Source organism: Richelia intracellularis HH01, from assembly GCF_000350105.1.
GTDB classification, from domain to species: domain Bacteria; phylum Cyanobacteriota; class Cyanobacteriia; order Cyanobacteriales; family Nostocaceae; genus Richelia; species Richelia intracellularis.
Window position 1 is genome coordinate 38,562 of sequence record NZ_CAIY01000081.1, and the last position, 12,740, is coordinate 51,301.

The window sequence follows — 12,740 nt, forward strand, 5'->3', positions numbered from 1 at the left end:
CATTTTACTTTCAGTGGTAGTACCTTTAGATATAAACTCCTTTTTTTAGGATCTATTGGTGCTACGGAAGGTTCGGGGTATTGTATTTCCAGGTACTTTGCTATTCGCGTATAATCACAGATAAATTGGTTGCCATTCTTTAAAAAAAGAACTTATAGCCCAGTAATTCGTAGTATTTCCAACTGTCAAATACCAGGAAAATTTCATACTTACAATATTCTAATCCTTTATAATCAAGTATTAAACGTACTTTTCTCGAATAATGAGATAGTTAAATTGGTATAATTCTAACATTAGAAATGTCCTGTACTGAATATATCCATGAGGATTGTATAACCTTTATTTCATTAATCTTTATAGCAGTTCTGAATATTACAAGTTATTTATGTATGTAGTTAAATAAATTCAGGCCAGCCTTTAATTTTGACAAAAATACCAATCGTCACAGCCTTATTCGGCTATAGTGGGCAGAATAATAATAAAGCAAATTATGACCAGGAAATTTTTGCGGAATTACTTATAACCTTGAATATGGGCATAATACTATTGTACATAGTGTATCTCCGTATCACTCATAGTATTGTTGACGCCAATCTACTTTTGACCACATTTAAGCTTGCTTGTTATTATATATATATTTGAAACTTACAACTTAATAATTAAGTAATTGCTTATTCTGTATCAAACCTTACCCCATTACAAAATATTATCCAACATTTTATTTGCTGGAAATTTCATTAAATTTATGAAGGTCAAAAATTGAGTTAATCAGGTTTTTTTATGAAAATGCCTTGATTAGTATGAAATAACATAGTGCCTGTGGTAGTGATTTAATAATGAGATAAAAGATTTTGACAAGTATTAAATGCCCATTTTCAAGAACTCATAGTGATTTTGTGTAAAAAAGCACAATATTAACTTCATAAACGAATGTAAGTTAAATAATTTTAACTTTAACCCTAACTCGTCTTACAATAACTCATTTCTTAAGTCTAAAACTCAAGACTCATTACCAAAAATACTGGGGACCATACAGAAACTTTTATTTTACTTACTTGGTTGTATTTTACATTTGACAAAATATTAAGAGTCTTAAAATGTAATTTGTATAAATCAAAGCTAAGCCAAATTTATGAAATTAAATACAAAAAATTTGCTTTTAAATTTATTGGGAATCTTAGGAGCAATGAATGTGAATAATTCCCTTGTAATGCCAGTTGATGCTAGTGAAACCATAAATCCATACCCTATGATTTTGCAAGAAGTTTTATACAACTGCAGTCAACACATTAAGGCAAGCAACCAAAAACCTATTGAGGAAAAAACACTAGTGCAGCTTAGCTCATCATTGCATCACAAACCCAGTGTTTTTTATGAGTGTCCTTATAACCGTGCTGCTTGTAACAATAGAATACCCATTAATGTCCCACATAGGACATCCATAATAGATAAAACTACATCAAAAAACCCAACAACTGAATCGGAGATTCTTAAAAAAAACTCTGCAATCATTACTAGCAGGAGGAATTTAGTAGCGATAGCTCAGTCAAACGCATCTTTTAGCACTTTTGCTCAAGCATTAAAAACTACAGGACTAGTAGAAATATTACAAGGGGAAGGACCTTTTACAATTTTTGCACCGACCAATGAAGCTTTTGCTAAGTTGCCCCAAGATGCACTTCGAGAGTTATTAAAACCTAGAAACAAAAAAATACTAGTGGAAATACTAGCTTATCATATTGTATCTGGTAGTATAGAGTCCAATAATTTCAAAACTGGGGAAATTCAAACTATACAAGGTGATACAATTAAAATCAAAATCATTAAAAATGTATCAACTATAAATAATACTGCTGAGGTATATACACCTAATATTAAGGGTTCTAATGGAGTAATTCATATCATTAATAAAGTAATTATACCCCCTAGTCTGTAAGTGTTATTTCTAATAAAGATATTTTATTGACAGAGTTAACCCGTTTTTTAAAAAACGGGCGTATTATTCTACTTAAAATAATTAGTATACGTAGTTTCACAAATTACGGCGCCGGTTGCTTATGTCAGAAAATAATTGAAAGTCTATAACTAAAGCTAATAATTTTTTTACATCTTGCTTTTTGCTTATCTTTACTATCACAGTTACAATCCGCATCTAAAAATATATGATTTTAAGATTTTCGGGTTTCAGATTTTTTATAGAATGACATTTCCAATTTATCGTGGATATTATAATACAAAAATTTTGTCAAGATGAATGTTGAAATTACGCCATTAGCATTAGTCGCATCGGCTTTAACGATATACACCAAGGTAGAGACTTCTCTCTAATAATCTCCCATTTCTCTTTAAATATTTCTGCTTCTAAGTGATAGTCCTGATAATTATTTGGGGGAGAATGTAATTTAAGAAATAAAGTCATCCTATGGAATGTCTCGCTGGTTCTCACCAACCAACAGAGAAAGGTATTTTCTTCATCTAAAGTTGCATTTAATACAATTTGATGGGCGCGAATACCTACATAGGTAAATGGATTGGAAATTGGTTGCCCAATTTGTAAATCACAATCCCAATCTAGTGCTTTTACTATTTGTGGTTCTGTCATGAAAGCACGGGAGAAGTTTTTACAGCCTGTTAGCTTTGCAACACTAACTGTATTGGGGTGTTGGAATACCTCATATCTGGAACCATGATGTGCTTCTTTCCCCTGTTCCATAACTAACAGATTGGGGCAAATACGGTAAGCCTCTTCCATATCATGAGTTACAAATAAGGAAATACCCTGGTAATTACTTAGTATGGATATCATTTGCTGTTCTAATTTGCTGCGCAAATGGTTATCTATAGCAGAAAAAGGCTCATCTAATAAAAGTGCTTTAGGTTGTGAGACTAAAACCCTACTCAAAGCAACCCGTTGCTGCTGTCCTCCAGACAGCTCATGGGGATAACGATCACTTAATTCTTCCAATTGCATGGTTGCTAATTGAGATGTAATTTCTTTCTCAATAGCTAACTTTGATAATTGTTTAGGTAAACCAAAAGCGATATTTTGTCTAACCGTCATGTGTGGAAACAAAGCATAATTCTGCATTAGTAATCCTACACAGCGATCACGACTGGGTAAATTGATTCCCCGTTTAGAATCAAACAGTACTTTGCCGTTCAAAATGATATGACCTTTGCTTGGGGTTTCAATTCCCGCAATGCAGCGTAGAACCATGCTTTTACCGGCACCAGAACCTCCTAATAGACCTAGGGTTTGGTTATTAGTAGCAAAGCAAACTTGTAAGTGGAAGCCTGGTAAACTTTTCTCAATATCTACAACCAATCCATCATTATTACTAGGCAAATGAATGGCATTCATCAAAACATACTCATTAAGTTTTCCATTCTTTTTTTGTTTACCTTTCCTCTGATGATTGTATAATTCTTGCCATAAATCTACCCATATTATACTGGATAAAGATATGGCTATAATTACTAGTGACCAAGACCAAGCCTCATTCATTGCTCCTGATTCTACTGCAAAATAGATTGCCATGGGGATTGTCTGGGTTTGTCCAGGTATATTACCTGCTAGCATCAGAGTTGCACCAAATTCACCCAAAGCACGAGTGAAAACTAAAGTAGTTCCAGCAAAAATGCCTGGAAGTGCCAAAGGTATAGTAATTCGCCAAAAACTATTCCATTCAGAAGCCCCCAAAGTTCTGGCTACCTGGATCAATCGAATGTCTATTTGTGTAAATGCTCCTAGTGCTGTTTTATACATTATGGGGAATGATACTACTACTGCTGCTATCACAGCACCATACCAAGTAAAAACAAGGCTGATATCTAGCGGCTCGACAAGTCGACCAACAAACCCATTTTTCCCAAATAATAGCAATAGTAAAAATCCCACAACTGTAGGAGGTAAAATCAAAGGTAAAAGAAATAGTCCCTCAATTAATGATTTAAATTTTCCGCGGTATTTAAACATAAAATAGGCAGTGCAGACACCTATAAAAAATGTTAAAAATGTTGCTAACAAAGCTGTTTTGAGAGATATGAATAAAGGGGATATATCAAAATACATAATGAATCTGGTAAGCTGAGAAAACTTATTTATTAACAATAAATATGAACTAGTAATATTAGGAAATTCAAAATATTTCTTAATCAATGTTAATATATAGAATGTAAAGAAAAGAGTAACTACGTCTCTCGCTGTTAAATTATAGTAAAATCTCTTATTTTTTAATATGTGTGTAGGGCTGTTTCTATATATTAACTTTATTTGCTATATAATCATCTACTCCGCCAACTCAAATCCGTAATTTTTAAAAATCCTTCCACTCGTTTCTTGAAAAAGAAAGTCAATCAACTCTCTGGCTAATTTAGCGTTTTTTGTACTTTTAATTGCGGCAACGGGATATAATACTGGGGAGTGGCTGTTTACTGGTACATCAGCAACCAGTTCCACTCCTTTCGAGACTTTCATGTCAGAAGCATAAACAATTCCTGCATCAACATTACCCGTTTCAACGTAGTAAAGAACTTGACGTACATCTCTGGCAAAAACAACTTTGGGTTTGATTTTTTCAAAGATCTTCAGGTTTTTTAATACTTGCTGAGCATAATGCCCAATAGGGACACTTTTTGGTTCTCCCATAGCAATTTTTCGGATGGATTGGCTGCTTAAATCTCGAAAACTTTTAATTCCTATTCTTTTTTCTTTAGGTACAATTAAAACTATATTATTTTTTAATAAGTTTTTACGAGTATTTTCTAATAATAGACCTTGTTTTTCCAGAGCATCCATTTTATCAGTTGCAGCTGATATAAAAACATCAATCGGCGCACCATGTTCAATTTGTTTTTGTAAAGAACCAGAACTGCCAAAATTATAGATAAGTTTAATCCTAGGTTTTGTATGGCCATACAAATACTGAATTTTTTCCATTGCAGTTTTAAGACTAGCTGCTGCAGATATAGTTAAATTAGTAGACTGGTTTATTGAAGAGGAGTTGGTATTAGAAATTAGGCTACAAGCAAACACCAAAGTTGATGAAAAAGACAACAGGCCAAGCAGATAAAATATACTTCTGTGTCGCATCAGTGAATTTACGATAGAGGATTTATTATATAGATTTAGCAAAAGTTGATTAGCGTAATATACTTATATACATAGTCAAAAATAATACTAAAGTTTAGGCAAGTAGTCAAGTGACTTTAAAATAAAAAATCTGCATGAAGTTTAAATAAGCTGGATTATTAATATAGATCTTGCAAATAAGTTAGATATACTAAGTAAGTATAGAAAAATACATTGAAATTTAAAGTAGTATATGATAGTAATCAAATACTTACTAAAAAAGATTAGCTAAAAGTAAAATAGCTAATGGAGTCCTAACATCATATAGTTGAGATGAATACAATAATAATTAACCAAGAAAACATAGTAAGCATCAAAATGAAGTAATTTCACTTAAGACAATTATTATTATTTAACTTTATTTACATAATAATAATTGTCTTGATATGATAAGGGTTTAAATTTTATTAAAATTATCGAGTATTTGTCTAATTTCACAGAAAAATGTTATTGCAACTGTAAATTCTAGTATTGATTAGGTTAATAAAAGTTTTAAAGAATATTTGCTTGTGAAACAAAGATAACCCTTTTTCAGAAAAAATATCAGCCATTAGCTTGATTAATCAATTAAGTGCTTAAATCTTCCAGCAAAATCGACAAAATGACTCAGCAATAGCAGAGGATTATACAGAGTGTTGTTATTTGTAGTAAAATTTGCATGAGTTTCAGGACATAAAGCAAATGCTTGCAGTTATATTAATACTGGAATTTAGACTAATTCAATACTGCTAAAAGCTTACTAAGTATAGATTGCTGCCTTAACTCAATCAATTGAAACTATTTCTGTATAGGAACTGGAGCTAACTATACATAATACAATTGCCTTGGTCGTTGCTATAAGACAATTTTGCTTTTGCATAACTATTTAAAACAATTTGGTTTATCATTGACTCACTCATACTCAACAGAGAACACGAAAAATTAAAGCCCCCTTTAAACATCCAAAATTTTCCGTGAATCCTGAAATATAGGTTGTAAGGCCTAATTATTGTTGAATAAGTTTATTCGAGCCCTAAAATTTAGTCTAAACTCCAGTCGGCAGAATTAGAACCAATCTCGATACAAGGAAATCTCATTCACCCTAATTTCAAATGGTGTACCATTATCTGGAGGAGGGCAGACACGGATTTTAGAATAGTTAGCAAATTTTTTCAGTCTACTACCAAGTTGAGAAATGTCACCCATAATATTCCAAAAAGTTGTCATATCAGGGCACTGAATGATTAACATTAAAGGACCAAAATTCGTTGTTATGTGCCACTGGCACATGGATAATAAAGTTTGTGTAATACGATCACAAGCTTCATAAAATCTTCTTGTAGTAGATTGCTCTAGTTCCTGACGTAATATACCATCAAATTCAGTTCTTTCTGCTGGTGGCATGTCATCAGGAGGAAGAAATGGTTTTCTTTTAGTCATAAGTTTGCACCTCTTGATTATAGGGCTTCAAACTCTCCAAATCTTTTTTTGGAAGTTGAAACGGAGGTTTGAGCACTAGTGTACCCAGGTTTAATTTACCTTGTGGCTTTTAAATTTTGTCCTGAAAAGTAACCAGACTATTTAATGATAGAGGTTTTTGGCAGATAGTCTTAATCAACTATAAAACTAGCCGAATTAATCGCTATTATTTTGGTGAGCAATACGGCTATAACTTCTAGTGACTACCATTGATTTGATTTCTATTCTTTTGCACAAAAGTTAATATCCTACACACAATGTCACTATTATTTACCTGATATTTAGCAACATTACTTTTCAATCTCTCTAGAGTGAGTAGTGACTTCCCATTATACCAAATAAACTTTTTGCTGCAAGTCTAATATTATAGTTTTCCTCAGTTATTAAATGTACTAACACGGATTTCTGTAACAATCAGGAATACATCGTTAATGGGCCATAATAAAAACATTTTACCCCTGAAATGATGTTTCTAATGTAAACGAAGATTTCCTAGTCTACTCTCTTCCAAGATTCCTGGTAAATAAATGTTTCGCTTTGTATCAAAAAATTTATGATCCAGGATAAAACAACCTCATCTTACAATACCTAAAGTTTAATCTTTATCCCATAAGAATTATCTAAGGTTATTGCCCACTCTTCTATTCTTAGGGATTGCGAAAAACTGACCAAAACAAAAAGCAGCCGGGTAAAGACAAGTGATACAAATAAAACCGGCAAAATTAGGCAGTAATATCAGTGTGAATCAAAATGGAGCTGTTGGATTGAAGTATTGTTTTACGACCGTAATTCTCTCAAGCAAGAGCCCTGTGTGTTTTACCTATGTCACTTGTTCAAAGATAGCTACTTGGATATTTTGACGGTAATTTGCACAGTAACAAAAAACTTCTGTTTTCATTGACGGCCGTCAGTCACTATTTTCCATTATACTGCCAGTAAATGTAGTTCTAGCCATAAGCGTGGGTCAGCCTGTTTCAATTTTGACATTGGATCACGTAAAAGCCTTGTTGCATTTAGTAACACGACCTGAACTAACCCCATGCTTTCTGCAATTTCCCTAAGCAAATTCTGATCAATTTGCAAATAGGTCATTATTTCCTCAGAACAATAAACACCTATATATTGGAGATGCTTTGGTGGTCTTCCCCACTGACTATAAATTACCCTTACATGACAGCAACTTAGTAACTCTCCAATTTTCGGATGATATTGAGTAACAATTCTGGTGAATTCTTTAGCTAGGATGTCTCCAGTTAACATCACAAAACATCTCTTGATAGAACTCTTTGCTTTTATATTATAACATGAAAATGTCATGTTTTCATGACGAAAAAAACTAGTAATTCCCCATTCCTCTTAAAACTAATGGTAGGAACTACAAGTTTAAAACAAATTCATCATTGATAATCTTGTCAACATAAAAATTAGGATGATAATAAGTGGAGTTCTAGTTCATATTCTCAAAATTAGATATATTTTAAGGTTAGGGATCCAGACTAAGGTTTACAATTTAAATGAGCTTAATTTCAAAGGATCAATGATTTACTCTTAATTTAAATTTACCCAAATTTAAATTAAGAGTAAATCTTTCCAATGGGCTTCAATAATACCTTATTTAGTATAATCAATCGATTATAGAATATCTTCAAACGGGAATGAGCCCATATAGCTATCAACAACTTGGATGTTTGTAAAATGTTTATCTATGAACTACGATCACTGTTAATTTTTGTTTTTTTCAATGCTAAGCATAAATTCAATTCACATTAATTATTATTAAGCCATACCTCTGAATAGGCTGAGAAAAATGTCATTTCTAACACTCAATATAATAATTAACAAGTAAATGTTATTTCTCGTTAAGTCTTACCAAGCCATCAACAAGAAAAATAAATGTATAAAATTTTATAAGATATATATAGTATTACAGAATACAATTTTAATAGAATAACGAAATTATTTAAACGCAGCTATACTTTGATTAATACAAAAAATAAATTTTTCTTATATAAATTGTAAACACAATTATATACGCTTTTAAACATTCTTTCTAAGAAAGAATCTATTATTTTTAGCAATTAAAAAAATATGAACAGTTAATTGAAAAGAATCATAACTCTGGATATATAACAGCAAATCTGATTGATATATCAATCAGATTTGCTGTTATATATCCTTGAAGCTAGGCTTATAAACAAATAGGCTATTAACTTTAAACTCTTCAGTTATTTTCTAGGAGGTTTAATTTGATAATAAAAGAAACTCAAATCTTATTAATGCCTAAGTAATTATAGATGATTCAAACTGTAATAAGAACCAGCAAAACTCTATAAATCTCACAAAGCAAAACCTGATATTAGTGCTGTTATTCAGAATATTTGAAGGTTATTATTAGTATTATTTTAGCTTAAGTAACATTAATTTATGCAGTTAAAAAAACAAGTTAATGATATTCCCCTCAATAGATGTAGCAGTTTTGAGGTATAGCTAAATATGTAAATATTAATATCAATAATTTTATGTGATTTAGTTTTTAACTAATCTATTAAGATAGTGATTAGATATACTGTGAATACTATTGTTGTCAACTCCTCAAATTTAGATCTGAATTGTTACTATAAATTTTACTTATCTTGTATATTGCTAGTATATGAATATTTGCTAGGTCTATAATCTTATCAACCATCAGGAATTAATCAATTAGGAGTATTTCTGGGTTTATATATTAGGTATAATAGACCTAAATACATCAAGAAATAAATCAAGTCATGTTTATTACTACGAGATAATAAGCTTTACCAAGCAGTTAAGAAATAACATTTGTAAATAATACTCAGCCAATATTTAATTATTCTTTGGAATATTTTACTTGGTAACAATACAGTATATTGCATTGTATAATCCTGCCTAAATTATCAAGGATAAAGTCCTAACTCCTTGGATAATTCTCGAGCAATATGAACTAAAAATTCTGCACCATCAGAATTACCCTGGTGTGCAAATGATGTTGCTACTTGAACTACAGTCTGTATAAAGCCTGCATCTAGCAATTCTGGTTTTGCAGACAAAATTTCTGGTTCCTTACCATTAGGACATTTCAACAGTTCATCAATAAGACTAAAGTATAAGTTTTGTTGTTCTTCTGTAAGATCGATTTTTTGTTGTTCTGCCATATTGATTAGTATTTATTTATGAATCGCTTGAATACTAGTGAAAAAGATTTCTGGGAGTGTACTGATACTAGTCTATTTCACTTAAGTCTTATGCCATATTCTCTCCAACAATCTTACTTGCTTGTTTAGAATATAAGTTTGGTATGTTTTATAAAAAACATATCCTAAAAGCATTAACTCCAAAAGAATAGGAATACTAAACAAAAACCAGCATACCAATTTAGCAATATTATTTTGTTTACCCAGAACTATTTGTAGATGCTCTTGCCACACTATACCTAATACTAATAACGCAGGATAAAGTACTAATACAGTAGCCAGAGCTACTATCAGATAATTAAATAATTTTAATCTCATTGATGTACTTGGCTCCTGCTTAATAACTTTGGAACTAATTAGAATATGAGGATTAAAGAAAAATCTTCAAAGACGTTGTTAAATTGAAGGCATTTTGTCTAAACATCTATACAAAATTTAACTAAGAAGTCCCCCCTAAATTTCAAGCTTGCACTTAGAAGTCCAGGGGGGTAGAGGGGAATCTCTGCGTAAATCCTATAATTCTTATATCAAAAGCAAAATCACACAGTAGTGAATACATCTTGTATTGAGATTATTAAATTTATTGGTCTTATACTCAAGTGTGCATAATCATATATTTATGAATTATCCTAAAAAGTTATGGGGTACAAGGAGCAAGTATTTTAAGACATAGGTTTAGGTAATAACAATATAAGGAACTATTATTCTTGTACTCAATCCTAGATAACTATATTAAAAACAAAGTAAAAATCAGTACACAAGTGCATATTTTATATTTAATCCAAATAAAAATACCAATTAGCAGTCTTAAAATTTATTAATTATTTATCAATAAAAAGTGTAATAAAATATTTGGTTTAATCTTGATAACACTATTATAAATTTAAATAGCTATGTAAATATTCTCCTAGAATCAACATATAACTCAAGAGTAATTACTGCAAACAACTTTCACAGATTTGTTGAGTCTTAGCCAACATAAACCACTGATAATATAACAGGATTAATTGGTAAAATTCCTTGAGTAAAAATGAAGAGAATTCTCGAATCAGAGGGACTTTTGACAAGATTATAGCTAATATATAGGGAATAGAGCCAGAAGCTTCAGTTAAATATAGAATACGAATAAATATACTTTTAGAGGTAGAAATAGATAGTTTATATAAACTAATAAAAACTATCTTTCTAGTGTTAAACCATGAGTTTTGATATTAGGTAATGAGGGAGTTAAATATTATGATAGTTAAAGTAGAATAAATAGTGGTAAATATAAAATATATATACTACAAAATTATGTAATCCTGCCAGTTACCAAATTGACCGACAAAATACAGCCGAATAAATTTGAATAGAGATAGATAGCAAAGTGGATATTGTGATTACTGGGATGGTTACTTATTATAAAATTATAGGTATTCAAGAATTACTCAAATAATATGAACCAACATAGTAAATGATTGCAATATAGCCAAATTATAGTATTATAATGTTTGGGACTAAGCCTGAAAACTATCAAATCTATGGTATTATAGTACCTATTCTATAGGTAGTTCATGTTAATTTAATTGATGAAATACCTATATTCAAAGATAAAAGTTTTACGTTTATAGGCATACACTTGGTATAAGACTAAGATCTATTATCTAAAATAATCTCTGGTAATGCTTGATTTAAATGTAGTAATTCAAGTGGGAAAATGCCCAGAGAATTAAGCCCATTTGATTATCATAATTCAGCTTTACTTTGGTAGCTAATACCTCAGAAATACTATGTTTTACATTTAGTTGAGCAGAACATTATTCCCTATTTAAGCAATTGAACTCAATTAATAAAATCAGGAGGTATTAATGAATTGAGGTATAAAATTTCAAAATTGATAATCTAAAAATCTTCTTGACTCCCTATAACTCCGTATCTATCATTGCTTTGGAATTATATTTTAGATTAAGAGAGTACAAATTGGTAAAATATCAAAATTCAAATAATGTACATTATATATTAATTTGAAATCAAGAATCAAGCCTAAACTATAATGATAGAATATCATCTATATATAAAGTTTACTTTATTATCCTATCATACAAAAATACCATTATATAGGCAATATTAGGTGAAAAATCTTAGTAACTAATTCCCACTTTAAATGATTAAATATGCTAAATTTACCGCATGGTATATTATCCAATTAATAGTATTTGCATAATATATATATTGTTTATCAAAATCTATGTTTTATGATCTTTCTTTTAGCCTTAGACTTATTATAAAACTCAATAGTAGCATCATAATATAATGGTGGTTATCCTGAATTGCAAAAAATAATCTATTCTAATCAAAATATGTCAGATATAATTATTGGTAATATGTCTTTTAGTCTGCTCAAATTTTCTTCATGAGTATTCCCTATTTTAAATTATTTGAGGCTAGCCTCAAATAATTTGATGTAGTAATATAATTCCTTTTAGGAGTTTTCCACAAGAAATTTATTTTAATCGACTATAACTTTCTTAATCTAGTCAAAATCTTTAATAGAGTATTATATAATTTCATATCTTTATCCTATCGATGCTATTTTCTTACCAATAGAAACTTCTTAAGTCTCTTATCATTTATATTGATCCAGTAATTCTCTTTCAACATCAGATAAAAGTACTAGTAAATAATATTTTGTATAGTATTTGAAATAAAATATACTTATTGTTTGTAGAATACCACTTAATGATGCTATTATCAATTAGGCATTAACTATATTAGCTATTATTGGTTTAATACCAGATCAGCTCTTGATATTATTCAAATATAATCACTTGATTTCTATCATTGCTTATTATCGAAAAAAAACAATGATGTAATTCATAGAAAAATCCAGGCTTTACAAATAGGCAGTAAAATATTTAAATAGTTAGTAACATGATAGATAGTGGAGATACTTATTAAGT

Annotated in this window: 8 protein-coding genes; 1 reads left to right on the forward strand and 7 read right to left on the reverse strand. The window is 30.3% G+C overall.

The window, feature by feature from the left end; all coding sequences use genetic code 11:
- Positions 1-139: 139 nt before the first annotated feature.
- Complete coding sequence (locus RINTHH_RS11600) at positions 140-241, reverse strand: hypothetical protein (protein WP_331270897.1); 102 nt, start codon at positions 239-241, stop codon at positions 140-142.
- A gap of 951 nt (positions 242-1,192) precedes the next feature.
- On the opposite strand from RINTHH_RS11600, the gene RINTHH_RS08960 reads away from it, so the two are divergent.
- Entirely contained in the window at positions 1,193-1,936 is a 744-nt protein-coding gene (locus tag RINTHH_RS08960; protein ID WP_196794903.1) for a fasciclin domain-containing protein, read from the forward strand.
- A gap of 327 nt (positions 1,937-2,263) precedes the next feature.
- On the opposite strand, the gene modB is transcribed toward RINTHH_RS08960, so the two are convergent.
- From modB to RINTHH_RS11110, 6 genes are all read right to left on the reverse strand, one after another.
- On the reverse strand, positions 2,264-4,072 hold the full coding sequence (gene modB / locus RINTHH_RS08965; protein ID WP_044304957.1) for a molybdate ABC transporter permease subunit: 1,809 nt from the start codon (positions 4,070-4,072) through the stop codon (positions 2,264-2,266).
- Positions 4,073-4,288: 216 nt separating this feature from the next.
- Positions 4,289-5,056: a molybdate ABC transporter substrate-binding protein gene (gene modA / locus RINTHH_RS08970; RefSeq protein ID WP_231291184.1), complete on the reverse strand. Its 768-nt coding sequence runs from the start codon at positions 5,054-5,056 to the stop codon at positions 4,289-4,291.
- Positions 5,057-6,175: 1,119 nt separating this feature from the next.
- A complete protein-coding gene (locus RINTHH_RS08975) occupies positions 6,176-6,550 on the reverse strand; it encodes a hypothetical protein (protein WP_008235632.1) in 375 nt (124 codons plus the stop codon).
- A 963-nt stretch (positions 6,551-7,513) separates the two neighbouring features.
- The gene (locus tag RINTHH_RS08980; RefSeq protein ID WP_008228629.1) at positions 7,514-7,849 is read right to left on the reverse strand and encodes a hypothetical protein; all 336 of its coding nucleotides are present in this window, start codon (positions 7,847-7,849) and stop codon (positions 7,514-7,516) included.
- 1,655 nt (positions 7,850-9,504) lie between these two features.
- Complete coding sequence (locus RINTHH_RS08985) at positions 9,505-9,762, reverse strand: hypothetical protein (protein WP_008235635.1); 258 nt, start codon at positions 9,760-9,762, stop codon at positions 9,505-9,507.
- Between the two features lie 81 nt (positions 9,763-9,843).
- Positions 9,844-10,119 carry a hypothetical protein gene (locus RINTHH_RS11110; protein ID WP_008235636.1) on the reverse strand — a complete coding sequence of 92 codons (276 nt, stop codon included), beginning with the start codon at positions 10,117-10,119 and terminating at the stop codon, positions 9,844-9,846.
- Positions 10,120-12,740 lie beyond the last annotated feature (2,621 nt).

Excerpts from the sequence above, each read along its gene's own strand:
- modB (WP_044304957.1), bottom strand. The coding sequence starts at position 4,072 with ATGTATTTTGATATATCCCCTTTATTCATATCTCTCAAAACAGCTTTG.
- RINTHH_RS08975 (WP_008235632.1), bottom strand. The coding sequence starts at position 6,550 with ATGACTAAAAGAAAACCATTTCTTCCTCCTGATGACATGCCACCAGCA.
- RINTHH_RS08980 (WP_008228629.1), bottom strand. The coding sequence starts at position 7,849 with ATGTTAACTGGAGACATCCTAGCTAAAGAATTCACCAGAATTGTTACT.
- RINTHH_RS08985 (WP_008235635.1), bottom strand. The coding sequence starts at position 9,762 with ATGGCAGAACAACAAAAAATCGATCTTACAGAAGAACAACAAAACTTA.
- RINTHH_RS11110 (WP_008235636.1), bottom strand. The coding sequence starts at position 10,119 with ATGAGATTAAAATTATTTAATTATCTGATAGTAGCTCTGGCTACTGTA.